The organism is ANME-2 cluster archaeon, assembly GCA_019429385.1.
GTDB lineage: Archaea > Halobacteriota > Methanosarcinia > Methanosarcinales > Methanocomedenaceae > Methanocomedens_B.
In genome coordinates this window covers 1-26,814 of sequence record JAHYIS010000010.1, presented here as the reverse complement: position 1 = coordinate 26,814, position 26,814 = coordinate 1, and the positions used below count along the sequence as shown (strand labels likewise).

At 43.2% G+C, this 26,814-nt stretch carries 33 protein-coding genes; 20 read left to right on the top strand and 13 right to left on the bottom strand.

Annotated elements, in window-relative coordinates:
• Positions 1-123 precede the first annotated feature (123 nt).
• The 9 genes from ahaH to K0A89_05185 are packed head-to-tail and all read left to right on the top strand — an operon-like array spanning position 124 to position 8,373.
• The gene (gene ahaH / locus K0A89_05225; GenBank protein ID MBW6517886.1) at positions 124-450 is read left to right on the top strand and encodes an ATP synthase archaeal subunit H; all 327 of its coding nucleotides are present in this window, start codon (positions 124-126) and stop codon (positions 448-450) included.
• Complete coding sequence (locus tag K0A89_05220) at positions 443-2,401, top strand: V-type ATP synthase subunit I (protein MBW6517885.1); 1,959 nt, start codon at positions 443-445, stop codon at positions 2,399-2,401. The genes ahaH and K0A89_05220 overlap by 8 nt, the downstream gene beginning before the upstream one ends.
• Entirely contained in the window at positions 2,402-2,662 is a 261-nt protein-coding gene (locus K0A89_05215; GenBank protein ID MBW6517884.1) for a V-type ATP synthase subunit K, read from the top strand.
• 29 nt (positions 2,663-2,691) lie between these two features.
• Positions 2,692-3,243, top strand: coding sequence for a V-type ATP synthase subunit E (locus K0A89_05210; protein MBW6517883.1), 552 nt, complete (start codon positions 2,692-2,694; stop codon positions 3,241-3,243).
• Positions 3,244-3,250: 7 nt separating this feature from the next.
• Complete coding sequence (locus K0A89_05205; protein MBW6517882.1) at positions 3,251-4,288, top strand: V-type ATP synthase subunit C; 1,038 nt, start codon at positions 3,251-3,253, stop codon at positions 4,286-4,288.
• A 2-nt stretch (positions 4,289-4,290) separates the two neighbouring features.
• Positions 4,291-4,590, top strand: a complete 300-nt coding sequence (locus K0A89_05200) for a V-type ATP synthase subunit F (protein MBW6517881.1) — start codon at positions 4,291-4,293, stop codon at positions 4,588-4,590.
• The gene (locus tag K0A89_05195; protein ID MBW6517880.1) at positions 4,584-6,353 is read left to right on the top strand and encodes an ATP synthase subunit A; all 1,770 of its coding nucleotides are present in this window, start codon (positions 4,584-4,586) and stop codon (positions 6,351-6,353) included. The genes K0A89_05200 and K0A89_05195 overlap by 7 nt, the downstream gene beginning before the upstream one ends.
• A 1-nt stretch (position 6,354) precedes the next feature.
• On the top strand, positions 6,355-7,731 hold the full coding sequence (locus tag K0A89_05190; protein ID MBW6517879.1) for an ATP synthase subunit B: 1,377 nt from the start codon (positions 6,355-6,357) through the stop codon (positions 7,729-7,731).
• Positions 7,732-7,755: 24 nt separating this feature from the next.
• The gene (locus K0A89_05185; protein ID MBW6517878.1) at positions 7,756-8,373 is read left to right on the top strand and encodes a V-type ATP synthase subunit D; all 618 of its coding nucleotides are present in this window, start codon (positions 7,756-7,758) and stop codon (positions 8,371-8,373) included.
• Between the two features lie 213 nt (positions 8,374-8,586).
• On the opposite strand, the gene K0A89_05180 is transcribed toward K0A89_05185, so the two are convergent.
• The 10 genes from K0A89_05180 to K0A89_05135 form a co-directional block, all read right to left on the bottom strand.
• Entirely contained in the window at positions 8,587-10,518 is a 1,932-nt protein-coding gene (locus tag K0A89_05180) for a molybdopterin biosynthesis protein (protein MBW6517877.1), read from the bottom strand.
• A 128-nt stretch (positions 10,519-10,646) separates the two neighbouring features.
• Positions 10,647-10,829, bottom strand: coding sequence for a 4Fe-4S binding protein (locus tag K0A89_05175; protein ID MBW6517876.1), 183 nt, complete (start codon positions 10,827-10,829; stop codon positions 10,647-10,649).
• Between the two features lie 131 nt (positions 10,830-10,960).
• Positions 10,961-11,425, bottom strand: coding sequence for a 3'-phosphoesterase (locus tag K0A89_05170; protein ID MBW6517875.1), 465 nt, complete (start codon positions 11,423-11,425; stop codon positions 10,961-10,963).
• The gene (gene nth / locus K0A89_05165; GenBank protein MBW6517874.1) at positions 11,422-12,057 is read right to left on the bottom strand and encodes an endonuclease III; all 636 of its coding nucleotides are present in this window, start codon (positions 12,055-12,057) and stop codon (positions 11,422-11,424) included. The genes K0A89_05170 and nth overlap by 4 nt, the downstream gene beginning before the upstream one ends.
• Position 12,058: 1 nt before the next feature.
• Positions 12,059-12,967, bottom strand: a complete 909-nt coding sequence (gene trxB / locus K0A89_05160; GenBank protein ID MBW6517873.1) for a thioredoxin-disulfide reductase — start codon at positions 12,965-12,967, stop codon at positions 12,059-12,061.
• 77 nt (positions 12,968-13,044) lie between these two features.
• Positions 13,045-13,566: a TraR/DksA C4-type zinc finger protein gene (locus K0A89_05155; protein ID MBW6517872.1), complete on the bottom strand. Its 522-nt coding sequence runs from the start codon at positions 13,564-13,566 to the stop codon at positions 13,045-13,047.
• A 50-nt stretch (positions 13,567-13,616) separates the two neighbouring features.
• Positions 13,617-14,708, bottom strand: a complete 1,092-nt coding sequence (locus tag K0A89_05150) for a hypothetical protein (protein MBW6517871.1) — start codon at positions 14,706-14,708, stop codon at positions 13,617-13,619.
• 75 nt (positions 14,709-14,783) lie between these two features.
• On the bottom strand, positions 14,784-15,317 hold the full coding sequence (locus tag K0A89_05145; protein MBW6517870.1) for a small multi-drug export protein: 534 nt from the start codon (positions 15,315-15,317) through the stop codon (positions 14,784-14,786).
• Positions 15,314-16,273, bottom strand: a complete 960-nt coding sequence (locus K0A89_05140) for a replication factor C small subunit (protein MBW6517869.1) — start codon at positions 16,271-16,273, stop codon at positions 15,314-15,316. Before K0A89_05140 ends, K0A89_05145 begins: the two co-directional genes overlap by 4 nt.
• Positions 16,274-16,416: 143 nt before the next feature.
• On the bottom strand, positions 16,417-16,725 hold the full coding sequence (locus K0A89_05135) for a hypothetical protein (GenBank protein ID MBW6517868.1): 309 nt from the start codon (positions 16,723-16,725) through the stop codon (positions 16,417-16,419).
• 931 nt (positions 16,726-17,656) lie between these two features.
• On the opposite strand from K0A89_05135, the gene K0A89_05130 reads away from it, so the two are divergent.
• Both K0A89_05130 and K0A89_05125 read left to right on the top strand, forming a co-directional pair.
• Complete coding sequence (locus tag K0A89_05130; protein MBW6517867.1) at positions 17,657-18,958, top strand: DEAD/DEAH box helicase; 1,302 nt, start codon at positions 17,657-17,659, stop codon at positions 18,956-18,958.
• Between the two features lie 262 nt (positions 18,959-19,220).
• The gene (locus K0A89_05125) at positions 19,221-19,517 is read left to right on the top strand and encodes a hypothetical protein (GenBank protein ID MBW6517866.1); all 297 of its coding nucleotides are present in this window, start codon (positions 19,221-19,223) and stop codon (positions 19,515-19,517) included.
• A gap of 379 nt (positions 19,518-19,896) precedes the next feature.
• On the opposite strand, the gene K0A89_05120 is transcribed toward K0A89_05125, so the two are convergent.
• Positions 19,897-20,217, bottom strand: coding sequence for a hypothetical protein (locus K0A89_05120; protein MBW6517865.1), 321 nt, complete (start codon positions 20,215-20,217; stop codon positions 19,897-19,899).
• 99 nt (positions 20,218-20,316) lie between these two features.
• On the opposite strand from K0A89_05120, the gene K0A89_05115 reads away from it, so the two are divergent.
• The 8 genes from K0A89_05115 (at position 20,317) to K0A89_05080 (ending at position 25,141) form a co-directional block, all read left to right on the top strand.
• Positions 20,317-20,613 (top strand): hypothetical protein, encoded by a 297-nt coding sequence (locus tag K0A89_05115; GenBank protein MBW6517864.1) that lies wholly within the window; start codon positions 20,317-20,319, stop codon positions 20,611-20,613.
• A gap of 952 nt (positions 20,614-21,565) precedes the next feature.
• Positions 21,566-22,288: a TIGR04255 family protein gene (locus K0A89_05110; GenBank protein MBW6517863.1), complete on the top strand. Its 723-nt coding sequence runs from the start codon at positions 21,566-21,568 to the stop codon at positions 22,286-22,288.
• Between the two features lie 13 nt (positions 22,289-22,301).
• Entirely contained in the window at positions 22,302-22,469 is a 168-nt protein-coding gene (locus K0A89_05105; protein MBW6517862.1) for a hypothetical protein, read from the top strand.
• Positions 22,456-23,061, top strand: a complete 606-nt coding sequence (locus K0A89_05100) for a hypothetical protein (protein MBW6517861.1) — start codon at positions 22,456-22,458, stop codon at positions 23,059-23,061. The genes K0A89_05105 and K0A89_05100 overlap by 14 nt, the downstream gene beginning before the upstream one ends.
• A gap of 242 nt (positions 23,062-23,303) precedes the next feature.
• The gene (locus K0A89_05095; protein MBW6517860.1) at positions 23,304-23,618 is read left to right on the top strand and encodes a DUF4258 domain-containing protein; all 315 of its coding nucleotides are present in this window, start codon (positions 23,304-23,306) and stop codon (positions 23,616-23,618) included.
• Entirely contained in the window at positions 23,615-23,869 is a 255-nt protein-coding gene (locus tag K0A89_05090; GenBank protein MBW6517859.1) for a type II toxin-antitoxin system MqsA family antitoxin, read from the top strand. The genes K0A89_05095 and K0A89_05090 overlap by 4 nt, the downstream gene beginning before the upstream one ends.
• Positions 23,870-24,168: 299 nt before the next feature.
• Positions 24,169-24,696, top strand: a complete 528-nt coding sequence (locus tag K0A89_05085) for a hypothetical protein (GenBank protein ID MBW6517858.1) — start codon at positions 24,169-24,171, stop codon at positions 24,694-24,696.
• A complete protein-coding gene (locus K0A89_05080) occupies positions 24,668-25,141 on the top strand; it encodes a hypothetical protein (GenBank protein MBW6517857.1) in 474 nt (157 codons plus the stop codon). Before K0A89_05085 ends, K0A89_05080 begins: the two co-directional genes overlap by 29 nt.
• On the opposite strand, the gene K0A89_05075 is transcribed toward K0A89_05080, so the two are convergent.
• Positions 25,133-25,396 (bottom strand): BrnA antitoxin family protein, encoded by a 264-nt coding sequence (locus tag K0A89_05075; protein ID MBW6517856.1) that lies wholly within the window; start codon positions 25,394-25,396, stop codon positions 25,133-25,135. The two genes, K0A89_05080 and K0A89_05075, sit on opposite strands and share 9 nt — an antisense overlap.
• Positions 25,383-25,667 (bottom strand): BrnT family toxin, encoded by a 285-nt coding sequence (locus K0A89_05070; protein MBW6517855.1) that lies wholly within the window; start codon positions 25,665-25,667, stop codon positions 25,383-25,385. Before K0A89_05070 ends, K0A89_05075 begins: the two co-directional genes overlap by 14 nt.
• Before the next feature lie 181 nt (positions 25,668-25,848).
• Here K0A89_05070 and K0A89_05065 point away from each other — a divergent pair, with 181 nt between their 5' ends.
• Entirely contained in the window at positions 25,849-26,121 is a 273-nt protein-coding gene (locus K0A89_05065) for a nitroreductase family protein (protein ID MBW6517854.1), read from the top strand.
• The last annotated feature ends 693 nt before the right edge of the window (positions 26,122-26,814 follow it).

The following is a 26,814-nucleotide window of genomic DNA, read 5'->3' as shown; positions in this document are numbered from 1 at the left end:
ATTATGATTTCAATGCTATCATCTGTAAAAAAGCATGATTGTGGTTACCAAAAAAAGGGTGATTTTGATAAATATCATTATATCATGAAATATTGTGCGAATTATCAATATGGTGGAACAAATATGACAAAGGCCGAAATTCTATCTCAAATAAAGAAAGCAGAAGAAGATTCAGAATCAATAATTTCACAGGCCAATGAATTAAAAACCAAAAGGATACAGGATGCTAAGAATCAATCACGTGTATTGATCGAAAATGCACAGAAGGATTCACAAATGATCGGTGAAAAGAAAATTGCACAGGCAAAGACCGGTATAGTATCTGATAAAGAAAAACTTTTAAAAGAAGGATTTGACATAGCTGAATCGATCAAGTCAAAGGCAAAAAAGAATCTGCCTAAAGCTACAGAAAACCTGATGGAGCAGTTTGAGAGGGCAGTACATGCTTAAGGCTAAAAAGCTCTCAAGGGCAATTTTAGTAGGTCATAAGAATCTTCTGGACCAGGTAGTAGAAATACTCCATGATTTGAATTGTGTCCACATTGAGGATTTCACAGAAGAAAATGATATGTTTTCAATAGGTAAACCTGCTGAAGTAGCATCAGCTGCCTCAAACAAGCTTATCAAACTGAGATCGTTATCTAATTTTTTGGGTATCAAGCCGAAATATTCAGATAATTTGTTGAATGAGGAATCTGTATTGACTCATTTTGATGCCAATCTTGATGAATTAGATTCTGCTGTTTCTGCGTTGCTGGATAAGCGGATTGTATTGGAAAACGAAAGTAAAAGCATTGAAACAAACATTAAGGATTTACTTCCATTGTCATTATTCCCCTTGAGTGTGGAAATGTACCTTGGTTATCGTTCATTATCAGTTCGTGCAGGATATATCCAGGGCAACCAGACTGATATTGAAAAAGAGCTAAAAGGTGTTACTACAAAATGTGACATATCATTCGCTTTGTATAATAAAGCTCAGTTTATGATTTTGTTTGTACCGGTTGAACATATTAATACCATTGCTGAGATACTTGATAAGTATCATTTTGCTGAGCATCATATTTCGGAACTGACTGGCAACCCAGGGAAATTATTGGCTGGATTCAATAACCGAAGAGATGATATTCAGGCTGAACTCAAATCAATCGAAGAAGGAATAATTGGTTTGCAGAGCAGGTATTCTGACTTCGTTCTGGCTTCAGATGAAATACTCTCAATAACAACCCAAAAAGCTGAGGCACCTTTGCGGTTCGCTACGTCTGAGAGTACATTTATAATCGATTGCTGGATACCTGATGACCAGTTCGAACATGCATCAAAGGTCATTGAAGAACGGTTCAATCATCTGGTATATTTCACTGAACTGGATATAAATAAAGAAAAAATAAAAGTAGAAACTATTCCTGTTGAATATGATAATCCTAAATCAGTCAAGCCGCTTGAAACAATAATGGACCTCTATTCCAGACCAGTTTACAACGAAATTGACCCATCTGCTATCATTTTCATTACCTTCCCACTGTTTTATGGTATCATGCTTGGAGATATCGGGTACGGTTTTGTGCTCCTGACTCTGGGCCTGATCGGTAAAGCTAAGATAAAATCGGAAGGATTGAAACCTCTGGCGACACTATTAATATACTGCAGTATCTCAACACTGATATTTGGTATATTGTTTGCTGAGATATTTGGTTTTCACCTGTTCGGCCATCACAGCATCGTTACGGAACTGTTTGGTGAACATAGTGCGATGGGTGAGATATTCTATAATTTCCATGCCCTGCCAATAATTGAAAGGCTTGGAAAGGAAGATATACCAATAATCCTGCTAGCAACTGCATTAATCGGTACGTTGCACCTGAATTTAGGATTCATTCTAGGATTCAGGAACGAAGCAATTTCACATGGTATTGTGAAAGCTGTACTGGCAAAGTTAAGCTGGATTGTCCTGCAATTCGGGATTGCGATCATCATTCTGTCTGCTCTGGGATACATACCGGTAATCGGTAATACTCTCGGCGCAATAGTTGCAGTGATTGGAGTAGTAATGTTGATTGCAGGTGAAGGTGGAGCCGGAATCCTGGAACTCCCGTCAATAGTAAGTAATACCCTTTCATACACAAGGCTTGCGGCTGTGGGCTTATCTTCGGTAGGTATTGCCTTTGCGGTCAATGAAATTGTGACAGGGATGCTCTTTCCCCAGGGCGGATTATTCATCCTATTGGGAATCTTAGTGCTCATAGTTGGGCACACAGTGAACACCGTATTGGGCGTAGTTGCGCCCGGACTGCATGCCTTGAGGTTGCAGTATGTAGAATTCTTTACAAAATTCTACCATGGCGGTGGTCGTAAATTTAATCCATTCGGATATACTCGAAAATACACGGAGGAAAAATAAATGGTAGATATAAATTTGGCAGAAGCATCAGTTGAACAGATACTTGCAAACCAGAGAGGAATTATTGCTATCGGCGCAGGTCTGGCAGTAGGATTATCCGGTATTGCATCGGCCCTTGCAGAAAAGGATATCGGCGCTGCAGCAGTAGGTGCAATGGCAGAACGTGAGGAACTATTCGGTAAAGGTCTTATCCTGACCGTTATCCCGGAAACCATCGTCATCTTTGGTCTTGTCGTTGCCATATTGCTGTTATTCCTGTAAATATTCAACCCGTTATCGGGAGATAGAATATGGGACTTGAAGACGTTGTGAATGATATTCTGGAGCAAGCCAGAACCAAAGCTGCAGCCATAAATGCACAAGCTGAAGAAGAAGCTGCTACCTTGATACGTGAGGCACGCTCCCGGGCTGATGAGATAATACAAACCCGTCAGGCTGAGGTTGATGCTTATATTGAGAGGATGCGTAAACAGGAAATATCCAGTGCCCATCTTGAAATGAAAAGGGCTGCCTTGAATGCAAAAAAAGAAATCCTGGATAGCGTTTATCAATCCGCAAAGGATGCCATCTCTTCAATACCCGCTGAAAAGAATGTCGAGCTGTTAAAAAGAATTCTCGATAAACAAGGCAGCAGTGGAACCAGGGTCTATTCCAATGAGAAAGATGCCAGGCTTATCAGGGAAATGACCGACCTTATCTATATAGGTGGGATTGACTGTATCGGCGGACTGATCATAGAAAATGATGACAGTACGGTACGTATGGATTATACTTACGATAGAATCCTGGAAGATGTATCTGAGCAGTCTTTAAAACAGATTTCTGATATACTCTTTGGGTGAGGTCTTAATGGCATTCTTGATAAAAAGGGGCAGTAAAAAATATCCGTACATCACGGCAAGGGTACGGGCCATGAAAAGCAAACTGATAGCCAGAGAGGTTTATCCCAAACTGATGAACATGGACATTCCCGAAATAACCCGTTTAATAGGGGAGTCTGAATACAAACAGGATGTGGATGAACTTGCACAAAAATATCATGGCCTGGATTTGCTGGAGCATGCCCTGAATCAGAACCTTGCAAGGACATACCGAAAATTAATACGTATTTCTCAGGATGAGCCAAATTACCTGATCACTGAATATTTGAGACACTGGGATATCTGGAATATCAAGACTATTTTGAGAGGGAAATATTATGGGGCTCCGGCCCAGGAAATACTGGATGCTGTGGTAGCGGCAGGGCAATTGGGTTATCGCCAGCTTACTTCCATTGCTAATATGGAATCAATAGAGGACATTAAGATCGCTCTGGCAAATTCACCTTATTATGCAGCAATCGCCAATTATGATGGCGGTGAACTATCGGCCATTGAGAATGAACTTGACAAGATATATTATTCAAGATTATTAGCGTCCATCGGCAACTCAAAAGGCGAAAAACTGAGTCTTAAATATATCAAGACCGAGATTGACCTGAAGAATCTAAAAACACTTTTCAGGACTAAGAAGGCCGGTCTCGAAAAAGATGAGATATTGAACCTTGTAATTCCCGGCGGCATGGAACTGAAGAACGGAGACCTGAAGAGACTTTCATCTCTCTCATGGCCAGATTTTCTGAAAGGACTTGAAGATTACTCTTACTGGTCTGACATTTCTGAAGTGGTACGTGAGGATATGACCTCTCTTATGGACGTGGAAGCAGTACTTGACAAATATGCAATGGGATATGCAACCAGGATTTCACATTATTACCCGCTTTCCATTCTTCCTATCTATGATTATATGCTCAGGAAGAACAATGAAATAAACAATATTAGGACCATTGTACGGGGTAAGAAAGTAAAACTTCCTGATGAGATCATAAGAAAACATCTGGTGATGTAATCATGGAAATAGCAGTAATCGGGAACAGTGAATTTACCACGGGTTTCAGGCTTGCAGGTATAAAAAAGATTTACGAGACTAAAGGAACCAATGACCTTGTACCTACATTGCAAAGTGTACTTGAAGAACGCGAAGTCGGTGTTTTAGTAATACATAATGATGATCTGGCCAGTTTGCCAGAACAGTTCAGGAAAATGCTGGACGAAATGGTCACTCCCACCACTATTGCACTTGGTGGTTCAGGTAAGAGTTCAAATTTAAGAGATAAAATTAAACAAGCAGTAGGTGTTGATCTTTGGTAACAAAAGGAGAAATTTATAGAATATCTGGACCGGTAGTTACCGTCCAGGGCATCAATACCAGTATGTATGATGTTGTTAAAGTAGGGAATGCAGGACTCATGGGAGAGGTTATTGGAATAGTGAAGGACAGGTCTATTGTCCAGGTCTATGAAGAAACAGCTGGTATAAGACCTGGAGAACCTGTGGAAAATACAGGTCTGCCTCTGTCAGTTGAACTCGGTCCCGGACTTATTAAAAGTATATATGACGGTATTCAGCGCCCATTGCCTATCCTTAAGGAAAAGATGGGTGATTTTATTGAACGTGGGGTGACAGCAGATGGTTTGAACCATGAGATACTCTGGGAATTCAAATCCGTTGTAAAAGCCGGTGATAAGGTATCCGGTGGTGTGGTTATTGGTACTGTACAGGAAACACCTAATGTAGAGCACCGTATTATGGTCCCGCCAAATGTATCAGGTACTGTGGATGAGATAAAGAGCGGCAAATTTACTGTATTGGATACTGTTTGTACACTTACTGACGGAACAAAGATACAGATGATGCAGAAATGGCCTGTACGCAGACCAAGACCGGTCAATAAAAAACTACCCCCAAATGTCCCGCTCATCACAGGACAGCGCATTCTGGACGGCCTGTTCCCTGTAGCTAAAGGCGGTACGGCTGCCATACCCGGTCCTTTCGGCAGCGGTAAGACCGTTACCCAGCAGCAGCTTGCTAAATGGAGTGATACAGAGATAGTGGTATACATCGGTTGCGGTGAAAGGGGTAACGAAATGGCAGATGTACTTACCGAGTTCCCTGAACTGGAAGACCCCAAGACCGGCAGGCCGCTGATGGAGCGGACCATACTTATCGCCAATACCAGTAATATGCCTGTGGCGGCCAGGGAAGCCAGTGTATATACCGGTATTACTATTGCTGAATATTACAGGGATATGGGTTATGATGTATCATTAATGGCTGACAGTACCAGCAGATGGGCAGAAGCCATGAGAGAGATATCATCAAGACTGGAAGAGATGCCAGGTGAAGAAGGGTATCCTGCCTATCTTTCAGCCCGTCTCAGTGAGTTCTATGAACGAGCTGGCCGTGTAGAGTCCCTCGCCGGACTCAGTGGTTCAATTACCATCATTGGGGCAGTATCCCCGCCAGGCGGAGATTTCTCAGAACCTGTTACCCAGAATACCCTGCGTATTGTGAAAGTGTTCTGGGCCCTGGATGCAAAACTTGCCCAGAGACGGCATTTCCCATCCATCAACTGGTTGAACAGTTACAGCCTGTATACCAAAGGATTAACTGATTGGTACAATGAGAATGTATCCCCGGATTGGGTAAAATTAAGGAACAATGCAATGGACCTGCTTCAGCAGGAATCAGAACTCCAGGATATTGTCCAGCTGGTAGGTTCGGATGCACTTCCACCAGACCAGCAGTTGACACTGGAAATTACCAGACTTATCAGGGAAGTATTCCTGCAGCAGAACGCTTTCCATCCAGTTGATACGTTCTGTCCTATGGACAGGCAGTATAAATTGCTGGATACCATCCAGAAATTTGGAGATAAGGCCCATGCAGCATTGGATTCAGGCGTGATGATCAATGATATAGTTAAACTTGAATCCAAGAACGAACTTTCAAAGGTCAGGTTCGATAATGACTTTGATGGAGCGCTGAAGGTGGTATTAAATAAGATGGATAAGGAATTCGATTCGCTAAAGAGTGATACGTATTCCTCAAGTGTTTCAGAGGGGGCTGAGTAAAGTGACAAAAGAGTATAAGACGATCACAGAGATTGCAGGCCCGCTCATATTCCTTGAGAAGACCGAGCCTGTAAGTTACAATGAACTGGTGAACATCACCCTGCCTGATGGTTCTACAAAACGCGGTCAGGTACTGGATACCTCCCACGATATAGTTGTGGTACAGGTGTTCGAAGGTACCGGCGGCCTGAACAGGGAATCCGGGGTCAGGTTCACAGGCGAGACCATCAAACTGCCAGTGTCCAAGGATATGCTGGGCAGAATATTATCAGGCTCAGGTGAGCCGCTCGACGGAGGTCCCCGCATCATACCGGAAGACAGGCTTGATATTAATGGTGCGGCCATTAACCCGTTCTCGCGGATGCCACCGAAGGATTTCATTCAGACAGGCATCAGTACTATTGATGGTACCAATACTCTTGTACGAGGACAGAAACTCCCCATATTTTCAGGTTCAGGTTTGCCTCATAACGAGATTGCACTGCAGATAGCCAGACAGGCTAAAGTACCTGGCAGCGAAGAGGATTTTGCAGTGGTGTTTGCGGCTATGGGTATTACCAATGAGGAAGCCCAGTATTTCATGCAGGATTTCGAGCGGACCGGTGCTCTCGAGCGTGCAGTGGTTTTCTTAAACCTTGCCAATGACCCTGCTGTGGAGCGGCTTATCACACCAAGAATGGCACTTACTGCTGCTGAATACCTGGCATACGAGCATGATATGCATGTGCTGGTCATTCTTACCGACATCACTAATTACTGCGAAGCACTGCGACAGATGGGTGCAGCCAGGGAAGAAGTACCTGGTCGACGAGGTTATCCAGGTTATATGTATACCGACCTGGCCAGTCTGTACGAGCGGGCCGGTGTGGTCAAGGGCAGGAAAGGATCTGTGACACAGTTCAGTATCCTGAGTATGCCAGGCGATGATATTACCCATCCGATTCCTGACCTTAGCGGTTATATTACCGAAGGCCAGATAGTCATATCAAGAGAACTGCACAGGAAAGGCATTTATCCACCTATCAATGTGCTGCCATCTCTGAGCCGTTTGATGAACAGCGGTATCGGTGAAGGACGTACCAGGGATGATCACAAGGCAGTATCTGACCAGATGTATGCAGCTTATGCTGAAGGTAAAGACCTGCGTGGCCTGGTGGCCATCGTGGGTAAGGATGCACTATCAGACAGGGATAAGAAATTGCTGGAATTTGCTGATATGTTCGAAGACAGGTTCGTCCGCCAGGGTGTGGATGAAGACAGGGATATCGAGACCACTCTTAGTATTGCATGGGACCTGCTGTCCGAACTTCCGGAGTCAATGCTGGTCAGGGTAGATACCAAGTTCATCGAAAAATACCATCCCGCCCACAAGAAATAAAGTGGATTTTTGGAGGGCAATACATTGGCTGTACAGGACATTAAACCCACACGTTCAGAACTCATAGAACTGAAAAGGAAGATCAAGCTATCTGAGAGTGGACACAAGATCCTCAAGATGAAGCGGGACGGTCTTATCCTTGAGTTCTTTGAAGTGCTTGAGAAGGCCAAGTCGGTAAGAGCGGAACTTGATGCTGATTTCGATGTCGCAACAGAAAAGATCAATATCGCCAAGGCTGTTGAAGGTGTTGTGACTGTCAGGTCTACCGCTTTTTCGTTCAAGGACGCCCCTCAACTGGTAGTTGAGAGCAAGAATGTGATGGGTGTTGTAGTCCCAAAGATAGAGTCCAGTAGCGTGAGAAAAGCACTCAACGAAAGAGGGTACGGTATTATTGGTACCAGCAGCCGGATAGATGAAGCAGCTGATGCCTATGAGATACTGGTTGAGATGATTATCCTGGCTGCTGAGATCGAGACCACCATCAAGAAATTGCTGGATGAGATCGAGAAGACCAAGCGCAGGGTAAATGCTCTTGAGTTCAAGGTAATCCCTGAGCTTATCGAGGCAAGGAACTTTATCATTTTGCGGTTAGATGAGATGGAGCGGGAGAACACGTTCAGGCTCAAGCGGATCAAATCCTAGATATTCTAATATATCATACGGGTATTCTATCGTGCAGATGCAACTAAAAGCGAGAGTAATTATAAAGTTGAGTGAGCCTGAAACCCGGGCTCTTATTCTCCACTATTTCTGGATTCTATCCCTGATGATGCTGGTACTGGGTTACGGGATAATTGCATATGTTTTGTTCTATTCATGACGTTATACTTTCATTCATTTGTTCACGCGACCAAGTTACGGTTTCATCGAATCGTTCATACGACCTGATATTACGATTTCTCCTGTTCGTTCATACGTTTTAATACCCGCAGGTAATCTGCTTGAAAGCTCTTTGCTATGGAGCATATCCAGAAAGACCATTCCCAGTTCACTGTTAATAAAATCCGTTTTAACCACAAAATCATATTCTTCATTTGCGAGGTGGATGAACTTCAGGCCATTGAGTTGAGCCACTGACCTGATACCTATACCCACATCGGCTCTTTTCAGTTTAACGGCAGCTGCAACTGCACTATGTGTCCTGGCCTGTGTATCATACCCCTCAATTGAGGCGCACAACTCTTCAAATCCTCTTCCCTGTGCGTTTGCCAGTTCGCGAAGTTTGATATCAGTCAGAACCCTGGTACCAGAACCCGGCGTACGGTTGATGAATCTGGCTGCTGAAATATCTTCCAATCCCTGGATGGAGCTATCTGGTCTTACGATAAGTCCCTGCTCCCTCAAGTAGCCCTTAATAAGCACAGCATTTTTCAACCCAAAACGTTTCATAAATGAAATGTTATATTCACCTGCATCGTCGAGCAGATGCACTCCTGCCATATCGGCTATACCATCCCTGATTGCGACCAGCCCTCCGGTACTGCCCGTATTTATCATCCTCACACTGAATGGCAGCAGTCGCATCAGAGCCTCGAAACCCAGGCAGTGGCTGCCGATAAAAAGAACGTCTGGTGATTTTATATCTCCTACCAGGATCACCTCTACCTCATCACCCGCCGCAAGCATTTCAACCAGTGGTTCTATTTCAATAAAACCATCTGCATGGGCCAGTGTGGATATAGCTCCTGAACCTTTATCGACCGGGTATGCCATTCCCCTGACCAGTCCCACAGGCAGGAGCTGGCGCCGACCCGCTGAATAAAAATCTACTGCCAGGTGTGCCATGACCTTTGACCTGGAACCGGGTAATCCCAGAGCAGAGCGGATAAGGGGTGCGGTAAATTCATTAAAGATGGTTAATGCAGAAGCAGGATATCCGGGCAGCCCGAATACAGGTGTACCATCGATTATGCCGATGATCACGGGCTTGCCCGGTTTTATGTCAATACCGTGGAGCAGTAATTCACCCTGCTCTGCTATGATATGGTACATCACATCACCTACACCTGCAGAAGTACTACCCGAAGTGAGGACCAGGTGGCATTCATTCACGGCCCTGGCAAGTATCTGTTCCATATCGGGACGGTGATCTTTGACAATGCCATATTGTTTTACACTGCCCCCGCATTCACTGACTGCCTCGCCCAGTGAGTAAGAATTGATGTCATATACCGTTCCAGGTGTAAGTTCGGCTCCCGGTTCAACAAGTTCGCTACCGGTTGATATGAGACCCACTATCAGGTCTTTAACAGGTATTTGCTTCATACCAACGGCAGCCAGTACACCTATCTCTCTTGAAGTTAACCGGGTGCCGGCTTCAAGTACCCTTTCGCCCACCATGATATCGGAACCTGCATGAATGACGTTCTCGTTAACAGATACGGGGCGCTGGATATCGATGTTCTTTTTATCAGATCTGGTGTATTCCACCATCACAACAGCATCAGCACCCTCAGGCATCATGGCACCGGTGGATATTTCCACAGCTGTATCCTTGCTCACTATAACGTCTGGAATATACCCTGTCTCGACTTTACCGGTTAAATGAAGTTTTACCGGTCTGTCTTCCCGTGCTGTGTACGTATCTCTTGCACGAACGGCATACCCGTCCATAGAAGCACGGTCAAACCCGGGCACGTCCACGCTGGCAATGATATCACATGCCAGTACACGCCCTTTGCCCTGGGCCAGTTTTAAATCAATAATGTCTGGCTGTAAGGATATCTTGCTGATGATACACCTGGCATCCTGTGATGAGGTAAGTTCCCTGAACTCTTTTCTATCCATCCTAAAACCCTGGAGTACCTATACGACCAGTACACATAAAACAATATGAAAAAAAGAGGATTGAATTCGTTCCTATCCCTACTCCCGCATAATATTATTGATAAAGCGCCAGGTTTCCTGAATTGGTGTTAACAGGAACTATGTGTTATCGCACCTGAAGGGCATGAATCCACACACAGGCAGCATTCGGTGCACTTGTTTACATTTGGTGCTGTTGCCTTGTCGTCCACCAGTTCAAAAACTTCAACAGGACATACGTCTACACATTCACCAGCGCCAACACATTTATCAAGGTCTATTTCGATGGTAATACCGTTAGCTTCGTACTTCTTTATGGCCATATTATTCATACCTCCATTCCAATAGTAATCATAACCTGAAAGGTTTTACTACGTAAATCCAATTAAACTACTTCTTATATATGATTTACTGAAAGTGAACTTCATTCATTCTTCCTGAAAAATAACCATTGTTCCTTTTTCTCCTGTCCCCTGGTCTTGATAAGGCAGTAAACGCCTGCTAACCTCTTACCCTCAATCCTGAAGATAATTTTCTCCTCATCCACTTCCAGCGGCTCAAATATGCCTTTATCCCATATTTTCACCGTACCAGCACCATAGTGGCCCTCAGGAATCTCACCCTCGAACTTTGCATATGCCAGGGGGTGGTCTTCGGTAGGTATGGCCAGCCTTTTTACACCTGGCTTTTCGGGAGGTTCCTTTGGCACCGCCCAGCTACGCAACACACCCCCGAACTGGAGTCTCAGGTCGTAGTGCAGTTTTTTGGAATCATGTTCCTGAATAACATAGATACTACCTTGGGTAATGCCGTCAGCTATGCTGTTCATCCCATCAGGTTCATCAGTTGCCGTGAAATCCCGCTTATTTTGATAATCATACAGGTTCATTCAATTCCCTTCCTCGGGCAAAGTAGTTCCAGTATACAGATATCATGGTTCGGCTTGCGTGCACTGCACACATTGCGCCCGTGCAATATAAGTCTCATGGACAGGTCGCTCCACTCTTCCCGCGGGGCAAGTTCCATCAGGTCCTGCTCGATCTTGTTGGGGTCGGTATGCATGGTCAGTCCAAGCCTGAAAGATAACCGCTTCACATGAGTATCCACTGCGATGCCTTCGGTTATTCCATATGCACTGGACAGTACGACGTTGGCAGTTTTTCGAGCTACTCCCGGCAAAGTGATGAGTTCCTTCATGCTTTGGGGAACTTCACCTTCAAATTCATCCAGCATGACCTTGCTGCTTTTGATAATATTCTTTGCTTTTTGATGATAAAAACCTGTGGATTTGATATCCTGCTCAAGTTCATTCAGGTCTGCACCTGCAATATCTTCCAGGCGAGGATATTTCCTGAACAGTTTTGCCGTTACCATGTTCACTCTTTTGTCAGTACACTGTGCTGAGAGGATAGTGGCAATCAATAACTGCCAGGGTGCATCATATCTCAGTGCTGTCCTGGAGATGGGATATTCTGCCCTGAGCAGCTTAATTATCTCAAGCACACGGTCTTGCTGTTCCATGTCATTCAAAACGTGCAATATAACGCTCAGCTGAAACCGCAGCCAGTGCACCGTCACCTACGGCTGTCACTACCTGGCGCAATAACGTGGTGCGGCAGTCCCCTGCTGCAAAGATACCCGCTATAGAAGTGGACAGGTCAGTGCCGGTAATCAGGAAACCGGCCTCATCCTTATCGGCATCGATATAATCAGTGCCTGGTTCAATACCTACATACATGAACACTCCACTGACCGGGATCTCGGTCATCTCTTGAGTGAGCTTGTTCTTGACAACCACCTTTTCAACAGTGTCAGTACCTTCGATGGACTGCAGGTTGGAGTTCCAGATAAACTCTATCTTCGGATTCTTAATGGCCCTTTCCTGGTTAATCTTTTCAGCCCTCAGTTCATCCCTACGGTGGATGACATATACCTTATTGACCATTTTTGTAAGGAAAATTGCCTCAACAATGGCGCTGTCGCCGCCGCCGACCAGTGCTACGTTTTTGCCCGTAAAGAAAAAACCGTCGCATGTAGCGCAGGTGGACACGCCCCTGCCCGTGAATTTTGCTTCACCGGGCACGCCAAGTTTCTTTGGATTCGTGCCCGTGGCAATAATCACGGATCTGGTTTCGAATTCACCATCAGAGGTTACTACTGTCTTAACATCTCCTCCGTCTTTGATCTGAATGACATCGGCAAATTTCATATCCAGATCGAATTTCTTTACATGCTCTTCCATCTTCTGCATCAGATCCATACCGCTGACCTCAGGGAAGCCAGGATAATTCTCGATCAGGTGGGTTTTCATTATCTGCCCGCCCACTCCCAGTTTTTCAATAAGCAGGGCATTCATCATTGCGCGTTTGGCATAAATGCCTGCTGAAAGTCCTGCAGGCCCGCCTCCAATTATAATCACATCATATATCATAGTAAAACATCCAATATCATGTATCCGGGAACACTAGTGAGCGGTCTATATTCTCCTCTCCCTTCATTATACTTTTGTCACAATTCATTATAACATGGGATACAGTAACCTTTTCCATCTTTTTTCATGACCCTTGTTTCCATCACAGGCTCCCTGCATCTTGAACAGGGAATAGATTTATGTATCCGGGCCAGGATCGGTAGTTCAATAGTAACGTCCTGTATGTCGAACAGCTCATGTTCATCCATGCCCAATATTTGCTCGATGCGCCTGTCCCGTTCTTCTTCCCTGAACACGTCACCTTTCAGGCTGATCCGCACACCACGGCCATCGGGGCGAAGTGCCAGCGTGTACACATGTTTGCCGAAGTCCCTGAAAAAGAAATTGCCCTTGCCGAATGTGCATCCGGTCATGAACTGGATGGCATCCACTGCGCAGGAATTATTCTCCACAATAGCCACCAGTTCTTCATCCTCAGAGCGCATGGCATGTATCCGCTGCATCCCGGCTTTAGCAGCTCGGTAGCCCAGCACCAGGCCGGGACAAAGATGACCGTGGAAATCTATAATGGGTTGAAGGTCAGTAAGAATATCATTCATTGATATAATGTTCATGTGAACCGTTTAATAGGTTTTGGAGCATCGGAGCATTACCCAAGCGCCCCTATCTGCATACCTCTGACCGATCTGCGGTAGTGTTTACTGACTCGAGTGGTTTCGTCTATATTTTCCGGTGTCACCCATACCGCATGCGGGAACTCCGAACCCGTGAATGCCTGCCTGAAAGCATTATAGATGCTTTCATCCACCCCACCCTGACCGTGCAGTGCTTTAATGGCATCCCACCCCCAATCACATACCAGAGCTTCAATCGCATCTATTCCTCTCCTTTCAAATAGATCCACCAGCAGCGCTGTGACCAAGCAGTTTCCTGACATCACAGCCACATTGCAGTTGGATATAGCATACTCATTACCGTTGAATGAGAGTGCCAGCCCCCCTGCTTCTTTGGTATTTTTCAGCATTTTCCAGTCAGTTATGCTGTCTCCGATGGTGGCCGAGCGTTCCAGTCCAATATCTTCCTTCTCAAGAGCCGAGACCACTGCCTCATATTTTCGGGTACCTCCTACCGGTCTGACTTCCGTCAACATCGTTGCATAGCCTGTGGACGGCAGCTTATCCCAGAAAAAATTGTCCAGCTGCTGCAGCGCTTCAACAATAGCGTCATCCATCTCCCCGGGCTCGGTTTTCATATCAATATTCATCTCAGGCATGGACAGTATGGTACCGGCCATCTGCTGTACCATTACCTTATCCATATCTGATATCTTTTTTGCATAATCATCTATGGGAAACCACGTGCAATAGGTATTTTCAACTGGTATCCCTGCCAGAAATGTAGAATAATGCACATACTGGTGATAACTGGTACTGATGATGTTCATCGAATAATTAAGCCGTAGCATCTCGATCGCCTTAATGGAGCCTGCAATAAAATTAACATTGTCCTTTGCCCGTGCCGTGAGGAAGTCATCATCCAGGCCAAAGGCTATCAGAAAGGGAGCAATAAGGGCAAGGGTATTTCCCGGCTCATAGTCCTGTTTCTTTACCACATACGCCAGGTAATCATCATAGGCACTGATAGCCGCAAACAAGCGTTCACCACCTTCAATCCCCTGCCGCATGATATCAAAGGCATGGTCCGCCGTGACCCAGGGCCCTTCCCAGTCCGAGTTTATCATCCAAATCCCATGTTTAAGATATTAACCAACAATAGCTGTCTGTGGTCACACACATTTATTGCGATATGATATATATCAGAGTAATTCAAATATGCTGATGCCTGTCAGGGTGAGCAGGGTCACCACAACTCCTGCTATCAATACACCGGCAAAGATGGCAAGCAAGGCATGCCTGAACTTGATGCCGAATACGAATGCGGCAGCACATCCGGTCCAGGCTCCCGTGACCGGTAAAGGCACTGCAACAAATATGGTAAGTGCCAGTGTCCCGTATTTCTCAAAACTTTCACTGTGGTTATGGTGTGTCCTGGTGAACAGCCATGTGAAGAATATATCAAAAATCCTCCAGCGTCTCAGGAAATCCGACACCGGTTCAAGGAACAATAACAGCGGAATAACGGGAATCATATTGCCGAGTACGGCCAGGATATATGCTTCAGGGACGGACATCCCGTATCCACCCACATCCGCAGGGGCCAGTGCTACAGGAATGGCACCCCTTAGCTCGGAGACGGGCAGCATGGCAATGATAACGATCGAGAGCCAGTGTGGTATCATGGACAGGAAACTGGCAGTTGCAACAGTTACTGATGATAGACTTTCTGTCATTCTCCTTTCCCTGCCAGTACGAAGTAAGCAAGCAGAGCTTCTAACTGTATCCGCTCATGAGCGCCTTCTGTCAGCCTGAAATCTATCTCGCCGATACGGTCCATCAATTTTACTTTCAGGATATCAGGGATGGTCTTGTCGAACATTGTCCTGTGCAGCTGGACGATGATGTCCTCGCCTGAAAGGCCCTGGTTGATGAGAAGGGTATCCAGTTGTTTACGGGCTCCAAGGAAGTCCCCGGCCAGCGACAGGTCAATAAGTAGCCCGATCTCTTCGGGCCTGGCGGTAGCAGTTATCTGGTAGATGGCATCCATATCGACTTTCTTTTCCAGCAACCCGGCAGCCTGAAGTGAATTTATGGCTTTGCGCATATCGCCCTGTGATACATATTTGATGGCTTCCATTCCTTCTTCAGTGACCTCAAGTCCTTCTTCTTTGGCAATGTGGGCCACACGTTGCTGGATGGCTTCCTGCGAAATGGGAGAGAACCGGTATACTGCACATCTGGACTGGATGGGTTCTATTATCTTGGAAGAGTAGTTGCATGAAAGGATGAATCGGCAGGTATGGGTATATTTTTCCATGGTCCGCCGCAGTGCGCTCTGGGCATCTGAGGTCAGGGCATCGGCTTCGTCCAGGAAGATTATCTTGAAATCAGCTTCACCAAGAGGGGATGTCCGGGCAAAGTTCTTTATCTTATTTCGCACAACATCGATGCCCCTTTCATCGCTGGCATTGAGTTCAGTGAAGTTATTGGTCCAGGTATCACCGAACAGTTCTTTGGCAATGGAAATGGCAGAAGCCGTTTTACCCACACCGGGCGGACCCGAGAACATAAGGTGTGGCAGGTTGCCTGATTTTACATATGACTGGAGGCGTTTTATGACCTCATCCTGCCCGACTATGTCTTTCAGGCTGAAGGGGCGGTATTTTTCAATCCAGATCTGTTCTTTTATTGTGACGACCTCCTTATCGGATGGATGTATATGGGCTTTGGTGGGTATAAGGTTTTTTAAAATTCTCGCCAGGATAACGGGTGGTCACAAATACTTGCCCGTAAACAATAATGCCAAAAAAAGAAGGGGGTGGACAGGTCCACTTAACAAACCATTGCTGTCTTGTGATTGACCTCATGCACCATGCTGAACTGTTTTACCCAGAGAACGTCAAGTCTTTCCCTGGCATCATGGAAGAGGCTCTCGATGTTCTCTACCTCGCACAGGCTACAATTACCGCAATTCGAACATCTCTCATGCAACTGATATGATCGTTCTTCTAGTTTTTCAAGCCCAGTCTCAATGACCGATCTGGTGTTGAGGTATCTGTTCTCCTCAGCAACGACTAATATTGTGGGTACCAGTTGAAAATATATCGTATTCAGGCGACTGCAAGGGTCTAAAGTTACCATTTTTCTTAATCCTTTTATTTTGTTTTGGTATAAAATATATATTTGCAGGTGTGATATATATTTTAACAAATAATAATATTTCCACACTCAGTATTTAAATGTTTTGTAAGAAATATATATTCATAATGAATTATTATGTGGGTTATTTTATTATTTCCTACTTATAACAATCACTTTACATCATCTGTGCAAAATGTTTGTGTGTTTTTTCCAGATCCAATAATTAATAATAACGGAATCTTTGTCCACTTATTATATGTGCTCTGAAGGATGTGAAGATCACGAGAATAGGGGAGATATCACCTGAAATATTGTGCCGCAACTAACTGAAGGGTGAACACAGGGAACTGCATTCTCTTTGGTCAATAATCATCAACGGTAAGAAGGCATTTGCCAACCATCCTGGATAATGAGGTGGAGAGGGAGGCTATTAGCACTGTATCTGAGACATGAGAGTCTCGTAAACGAGAAGAAAGAGAGGGATACAACCATCATACACCCCTTGACCAGGGACTGGCTACAGGCGAGACTATTCAGAGCGAATTTGTTGATACGGTTTTGGAGCAAGTCATAATAGTGCGTGAAAAGGAATGAGATTGTGATGTTGGGGTGCAGGGAGGTGAATTCCCCTCTCTTCCAGTTTAAGTCCTTAAAATCACTCCTATACTCGATGTTAGCTAATATACTCTTACATATAAATAATAGACCGAACAATATATATTAAGAAATAAGCGGGATACTGATAATGGGTTGGGTGTAAAAATAGGCATTTGTACAGGCAATATGTTTAAGTGACCAAGATAAGGGTGATGTATAAATCCTGAAATGCAGTTTTCTAGACGTTGAGACTTAACTAATTTGAAGTATAACAGCACATTCAGGATAAATAATTAGATAATACTTATTCACAAAAATAATAAGGTGTTCAGAGATGGAAAATTCAAAGTTCAATGATTTAAATATATCAAAAGAGATACTCCTGGCAATCAAGGATATGGGTTTTGAGGAACCAACCCCTATCCAGGCTCAGGCTATTCCACACATGCTCAATGGGGAGGATTTGATCGGACAGGCCCAGACGGGCACCGGGAAGACTGCTGCTTTTGGAATTGCAACGCTGGAGAAGATAGATCCGGAGAATAAGGCCCTGCAGGCTGTGATATTGTGTCCGACACGGGAGCTCGCAATCCAGGTATCAGAGGAACTGAAAATGCTGTCAAAGTATCAGAAGGCTGTCCGGATCCTGCCCGTTTACGGTGGGCAACCGATAGACCGCCAGATAAAAGTGTTAAAAAAAGGTGTGCAGGTCGTGATTGGCACTCCTGGTCGCGTTATGGACCATATGAAGCGTGGTACTTTGAAGATGGGTAGTGTCCGGTTAATCGTACTGGATGAAGCAGATGAGATGCTGGATATGGGGTTCCGGGACGACATTGAATATATTGTGGAGACAATGCCGGAACAAAGACAGACCATTCTGTTTTCTGCTACAATGTCAAAGGCAATTTTAAATCTTGCGAAAAAATACCAGAACGAACCAGAAATGATAATATTGGTTCACAAAGAGATGACTGCTCCCAATGTTGAACAGTTTTATTTTGAAGTCAAACAACATGCAAAACCAGAGGTATTGTGCCGATTAATGGACCTTCACAATTTTAATCTGTCTCTCGTGTTCTGCAATACCAAGAAACGTGTGGATGAATTGGTTGAAGACTTGAAGACAAAAGGATATCTGGCTGAAGGATTGCATGGTGACATGCAGCAGAACCAGAGGGACCGTGTCATGTCGAAGTTCAGAAGTGGTGATATTGAGATATTGGTGGCCACTGATGTGGCGGCGAGAGGGATTGACGTAGGGGCTACAGATGCTGTGTTCAATTTTGATATGCCTGCTGATGTCGAATATTATGTACACAGGATTGGACGGACAGCCAGAGCCGGAAAAGCAGGGCATGCGTTTACTTTTGTAACAGGTAGGGAAGTCCACAGAATTAAAGGGATTCAGAAATTCACAGGAACTAAAATCAAATCACAGGTAGTCCCATCTATCAGTGATGTTAATGAGGTCAGGACCAACCAGCTTTTGGGAAAGGTCAAGGAGATCATCGATGCCGGACATCTGGCCACATACAGCAATCTGGTTGAAAAGCTCATCCAGGAAGATTATGCTTATTTTGATGTGGCAGCTGCTTTGATGAAAATGGTTGTTGGTGAGAGCAATAAAAAATAGGGAACGTCAGTTTCTGAATGGTGGGTGATGGCTCATGCTTTTGCAGGAGTTTTATCACTGTTCGAAATGAAGATTTCATGTATGCAGGGTACAATTTCAGATACAGATAACAATATCTAAAGTTATCCTAACTATTTGATACATTATAATCATTAATTTATACTATACTATCAAAAGCACGTAATGTCATAATCTGATTATCATAATTATCAGTATAAATAAACTGACAATGTTTAAATCTCATAAAGATATAGAAATATGTATGGATGTTAAGAATAAAATTTATTTCGCCATTATTCTTCTGCTTTTTTACTTTGGGGATTTAATAACAACATATATTGGACTACAAAATGGGGGATATGAAGGCAATACACTATTAGCTTTCATTGGATTTTATGGAATAATTATTGTCAAAACATTTTACATGATCATGGTCCTTTATTTTATATCTTATTTAGAAAAAAAGAATGAATTTGCTCAAGAAATTGGAGTTATGATTGGGGCAATCATGGCTTTTGGATTATTCACTGTTTTTAACAATATAGGATTATATAGTTGAAATGAACGGTTAACCTCGCAATATTATTACGTTTGATTCATCCCAGATTCTCCAAAATAGTCAACCATAAATTCATGAAAGGTTTTAATACCCATCTTTGAGAACTCATTATTTTGAAAAAATCACTAACAATACCTGAAGATTCCCGTTGAAAATTGACCCCTTTTTCCCACCAATTTTGACCCACCTTCATATAACATTTCATACTTTTAATAGTTCCTATTTTTCACTAAGTGGTTACCCCCCTTCCATTATATTTTAAACGCAGATTTATGCTGATTTACACTGATTAGATCGTGCATACATTTCATAATTTATATATTTTAACAGCCATGATGGCACTCCAACGGCACAACATCCAGATAATAATGAATCCCCGTCATCCCACAGCAGATAATGAGACCTGGGTACTGACCCCATGCACCCGCAAAGCAACACAAAAGCGCCAGCCTCCCTCCACACAACCAGGGCGGCAGAAATCACATCCATAGTCGGCACCCAGTTCCACATTCCTGCCTCTCCATACCCGGGCAACGTGAATCAACAAGGCTGGCTGCCACCATGCTGCCCTTGCGGGCTGCGGTGGCAGTGTCAGTTGAATCGTTACACCCACACCAGGGTCAGCAGCACCATGTCCGGGCAGTGGGGTATGATGCAGAAGCTTGGAATATAGTTTATACGTGGTTTGACTTACGCCCACTAAAAATTGCTCTGCAACTTCGCATACAAAAAACGTTAAGCGAAATGGTTATCTCACATTATGAAAACATTACTCGTATGAGAGCAATAGGTGATAGCAATGGATTTACAGGAAATCATGGCTGATATCCACGCAATCAATGAAGATTTAGAGGCATATGAACGTAAGTATGGCGTACTTTCAGAGACGTTTTACGAATCGTACATCAGTGGCGAAGAACCAAAAGATGATGCATGGGTGCTGGATTGGGCTGACTGGGCCGGGGCGTACAAACTTTTGCTCCGCCGCCGGGAACAATATCGCCGCATCATCCAGACCCTGCGGGAAGAATCACAAACACTGATAGGTATCATTGAAAGAACGGTCCGCCATGAATCCATTTCAGTCGCTCAGTGACTACGAAGAATTTGTTTATACTCTTATGCAAAGATTCCCTGCTGTTCTGGCGTCTACCTTAATCGTTGTGCGGCGGGGTAAACGGATGGCCACTTTACAGGGTGAGATCACTTTTTAGCAAGGTTACCGGATTATTCTCAAAGAACGCCTGTCGTTTGACAATGGATATGGTATGATTGAAGATTATGGATATGAGTTGTGGTGTAAGGAAAGGAAGATATCCTGGTATGATGCGCAACCACATCCAAACGACTCTGCCCTTGCAAGTACCTATCCTCACCATCAGCACATACTACCTGACATTAAAAATCACCGGATCTCTGCACCCAATATGAGCTTCAATCAGCCGAATTTGCCAGCTCTTATTCAAGAGATCGAAAGGTTGCTAAATGACTAACCATTTTTCTGTGCGACTTTCGCAGATGAGGGATGATGAGCGTGCGCTGTGCATTATGCCTGTGGGGTGGGGGTGAGTTGTGTAGGGGTGGGAGAGATCAGGGTGCGGGATGGGTGAGTGGGGATTGGAGTTGTATCTCTCAGCATTTTATGGAATAAAACAGAATGTTTTACTTTGACCGTGTACCGAACAAATGAAATAAGTACAAGAAGGTTTATCTGAATGATAATGCTGAAGGTTGGAACCGGGTATAGTTTATGGAATATGTTAATGGCAATCTTGCCATAGGGTTGATGGGACAAAATGCAAAATAGTGATGGGGAGTATTATTTACAGGCCTCGGCTCTTAAGTCCGGGGTATGTGACTGCGGGATGGCTATCATGTGCATCCTTAGAACATTATAACCAGAATAACAATCGTGAAGTTAAAATAGGGGCGGAAAAGATTAGTGGGATGTTACAGCCCAGTGAGCAATTATCGAACTCACCGAAATTAGATAAATAGGTATATACCAAAATATTCTAATATACGCAATGTTACTATAAGGGATGATTATGTCAAACAATATTTTGAAGAATGTCATATTAAGGATGGATTTTTTGGGTGAAATTGACCGCTCTGATTCAATATTGGAAAACCTTAAGAAGGTTTTGTTGAATGATTTTCCTGAGTTTGAGACGAAAGAAATGGCATCTTTAGAAATGATTGCCGACCAAACTCAGAGAACCACAAAAGAGAAACGATTTAAAAGTTTTATTTTTCAAAATAAAGAAATAGATAATTCTATAACATTAGAGCCTGATGCAATTGTTTTTGATATTAAAAAATATAAAACATATAAAGAGTTCAAAGAAATTGTGCAGAAAGTATTTCAAAATTTGGAGGGGGAGAACTCTTCCGCGAAAGTATCCAGAATCGGACTTCGTTATATAAATCAAATAATTGTTAAACAAGGAAATCCGTTTGATTGGACTGGATTGATCAAAGAACCCCTTATTTGTAGCCGCCACTTTATTGAAGAGATAGATGGAGTGAGAAGATTAATGGGAGTCTTGGAATTCAATACACCGGATTATTTTATTAGATTCCAATACGGTTGGTTCAATAGCGAATATCCGAATCCAATCGCGAGGAAAGAATTTTTACTTGATTATGATTGTTCCTCAACAAATGAAATAAATTTTTCCTCTGGTCTTATTAGTCAGATTGATATATTTCATGATGCAATTAAAGAGCTATTTAAAAAAAGCAAATTCGATGAATTAGATAAACTTTAAGAGGGTGAGAAGAATGCCTGATAATGAAATAGATTACTTTAACAATTTTAAAACTGTCGCATCTATTCAACCAAGACCTAATAAAAAAGAAGATGCCCCTCCTCTCGACATTATTATCGATGATAAGAAATTCTTAAAAACACAAGTAAAAAGAAAAGTCTTGGGTTATGTTTCCAAATAAGATTGATTCGGCGTATATTGAACGCACAATTAAACGAATCTGTCAAGGGGACATACTCCGAGATGTAAGTATCGTTGATTGGAATTACGAAAAAGAAATTATTGAGTTGGATTTGCCATATATTATTGTCATGACACAAGATTGCGATCTAGAGCGCGATTTCTATAATAGATCTCAAATAAATCCAAAAACACATGATAAATTCTTACAAAATATATTGGTAAGCCCAGCTTATGATGCAATGAAATTCAGAGATGGGCATCATTTAAAAAAATTTGAATTAACAATGGAGAATTGGAATTCAGATAATTATAAACGAATAAAAGATCAAAACAATGCGAGATTCCATTTTTTAGAATCGTGTCTAGAGTTGCAAGTACCAGAGCTAGTAATCGATTTTAAGCATTACTATACTATTCCAAGAGATACCCTATATAAAATGTATGCAGACCATTATCTGGCTACTATCAATCAACTTTTTCGGGAGTGTTTATCACAACGCTTTGCTAGTTATTTAAGTAGAATTGGATTACCAGTCCTCGAAAAAAGAACAGATTCTAAAAGTACATTACCAACAGCTTCAACATCATAAGTTCTATATAGGCAGCATCTCCGCCCTCCTCTGTTTGTAAAAACCAGTACGATGAATAGCGATATTAATCCTCATGCACCCACACCGGGATGCTCCGCATCTTCCAGTGCGGAGTCCGTGACTGCGGGATGGGGATTTATGCTCACATTATTGAATAAAAATCCAAACGCTTTTTTTATTGATCTAAAACTAAAATCAATACATTATAAATATTCAGCCAAATATCATATATACTGTTGGATATGAGAATAAATCATGATTTTATTAAGGAATTATTTTATAATAGTGAGTTTATAATTTCCAATCATGCTAGAACCAGAATGTTTCAGAGAAATATTTCAACTAATGAGATCAGATATATTATTGAAAATGGAGAGATAATTGAAGATTATTTAGATGATGAACCATGTCCTTCTGCTTTATTTTTTGGATTATTAAAAACAAAACCAATCCATATTGTTGTTGCACAATGTGAAGATCATGCAAGAATAATCACAGTATATATACCAGATAAAGATAAATGGATTGACTACAAAATTAGGAAAGATAAAGTATGAAACCAGATAAATGTAGTTTCTGCAAAGGCAAATTAATTAAAGGAAAAACCGAATTTGTCGTCAAGGTAGAAAATGAAATTCTTACTGTAAAAGATGTTCCTGCATATATCTGCAATGAATGCAATGAGGCATATTTTACTTCTGAGATTTCTGAAAAAATAGATATTATTATGGAAAAATTTCATAAATCAACTTTGCTCGTTCACCCAATGGCAGCTGGCGAAGTTAGTCTAAATGAAGCGATTGTATGATAAATCATAAGGAAAAAATAAACTAACAAGCGTTTCATTTAATTTCCATTAATTCGAGCATTAGCCTCGATGCCCCGCATAGAACGAAGTGACGTGCAGGGTCCGTGACGAAGTAAATATTCCACACCCGGCAAAATAATAATCAAGAAGCGTGCAGAGAGATGGATACTGGAGTCATCAACATACTAAAGTTTAAAGCACATAAGAATTAATGAAAATGTAAAAATATTTCATCCTATAATTAACAAACTCACTCTTCTTGAAATACCCAAACCGATACCAGAAAACCGGAGCATCGAATGAACCTGACAGACAACGAAAAAAGAGATGCCATTAAACTGATCGAAGCAGGGAAACCCCTCCCTGACAAATACCGTTTCCTTTTATTCGATGATGACCGCGAGGTAGAACTGCTCTGGAACGGCAAGACAGCCGAAGTAACCAACGTAGTATTGCCATTCCAGGTGATCGAGCAGGTGGACGAGCCGCGCTCTGAAGCAACCAGAGAGCGATATAAACAGATGACCCTGTTCGATGTAGACGACCGGGGCCGGCAGCTCAAAGGCTGGACCAACAAGCTGATATGGGGCGATAACAAGCTGATCCTGTCCAGCTTGAAGAACGGCCCCCTGCGGGAAGAGATTGAAAAGCAGGGCGGCATCAAGCTGATCTATATCGACCCGCCCTTTGATGTCGGTGCGGACTTTTCCATGGATATTGAGATTGGCGGCGATACGTTTACCAAGAAAACGAATGTGCTGGAGGAGCTGGCTTACCGCGATACGTGGGGCAGGGAATGTGTTCGGTCTGCTGGCAGGAATCTATAATTACAGGCCGCAGGGGCATGAACTGGAGAAGGTTACCGGGGGAGATGTGCGTGCTGACCTGTGTGCTGCTGCAGTTAACCAGGAATGCGTTAAGGACGGTGCGGCGGTGCTGGTGTTTGCTGCCGTGTATGAGCGTACTACAGGGAAGTATGGTGAGGGGGGTGCGGTACGTGTACATGGAGGTGGGGCATGCTGCCCGGAATGTTTATCTGCAGGCGGTCTCGCTGGGGCTGAGGATTGTGGGGGCGTTCGAATGATGATAGGGCGGAGAGGCTGTTGCGGATGCAGGATGATGAGCGGGTGGTGTGTATTATGCCTGTGGGAGGGTGAGTTGTGTAGGGGGGGTTGGTTTGGTGTGACCAGGTGGTCAATAAATCTGGTGGCAATAAAGACCAGTCTGCAAATCAGTTTAAAAAGAGAGGGGAATAATTTATTATCAAGATGACTGCTCTTGCAGCTTCTCCTGCAGCCATAAATTCACGAGAGTATCAGGTGAAATACCACGGCGTCTGGCAGATGCCAGGATTTTATTCGAAAGTTCATTGTCCACTGCATAGTATATCACTTCGGATTTGATATCAACTTCGAACTCGGCAGGTCTGGTCTCATCCCAATGGTCGGCAAGCTCGTGTATGTCCCAGAATTCCCCAATTTCGTCGTAGTCCCGTGCTTTAGATAGAGAACTTTTATTGTTGTTCATATTTCTTCCTTTCAGCACCAGTCATGTCTCGTGCAGATAGTATAAGTGCATGTTTATTTTTTTTGTATATAAAGAAGAGGATTAGAAACCTGCCTGCTTTTGACCTGCCAAGGGCGGCATATACATTTTCATTCGGATAGAAACCTTTCTCAACAAAACGAAATTTTGGATTACTGCCGAGTAATTCATGTATTTCTTCTTGCTGTACATTGTGCTTTTGTACAAGTTTTTCAATGGTTTTGTCCGTCCATATAAGGCCAATGATTTTCAAATTAACTCTCTCGATTGTGGTCGATTAATTGTAATTATTTTATTTTAAGAAATACTATAATGCATATTCTACATTCATTTTAAAGTTACTTACTACTGATAAACTTCATCATTTTATCCTCTCCTGCCACCTCAAAGGCACACCCGGCACTCCGGCAGCATCCCGGTCGAGGAAGCCCTACTTGAGAAAAGGTCAACCAGGAATTATGGAAATGGTGCGGCGGTGCTGGTGTTTGCTGCCGTGTATGAGCGGACGACGGGAAGTATGGCGAGCGGGGGGTGCGGTATGTGCACATGGGGTGGGGCATGCGGCCCGGAATGTTTACCTGCAGGCGGTTTTGCCGGAATTGGGGACTGTGGTTGTGGGAGCGTTTAGTGATGATGAGGTGGAGAGGCTGCCGCAGATGCAGGATGATGAGCGTGCGCTGTGCATTATGCCTGTGGGGAGGGATTGAGTTGTTGGGGAGCGGGATGGGTGAGTGGGGATTGGAGTTGTATCTCTCAGTATTTTATGGAATAAAACAGACTGTTTTACTTTGACCGTGTACAGAACAAATGAAATAAGTACAAGAAGGTTATTCTGAATGATGATGCTGAAGGTTGGAACTGGGTATAGTTTATGTAATCTGCTGAATGGCAATCTTGCCATAGGGTTGACGGACAAAATGCAAAATAGTGATGCGGAGTATTATTTACAGGCCTCGGCTCTTAAGTCCGGGGTATGTGACTCTACCGGGATGGATAGAGCATGCTCGGATATGATGAACTTGAAAAAAGCACAAATAGGATCCAGGATAATTGACTTTATTTAAAAATTAAGGCTCTCTTCAACATTGTGTAGGTAAATTCAATTTTCCCTCGTGCACAAGGAAGATTAATTAAGGAATGAATGTTATAATTTTTATAAATTTTATAAATTTTATAAATTTTATAAAATATTAGGTGAAATTTGGAATATATATATATACATATTCATTGTTAAATCTTTGATAGGGTTTTTCCAATCAAAGGAAAAGATGGAAGCAATGCTGGTGAGAAATTATGGATATCAGAAGCTAATACTTTTTTTTAGGGTGTTAAGGACTTATGAATACTAGATCGGATGACCCCGTTTTTAAAAATAGAATGCCAGTAAAACAAAAATCAAT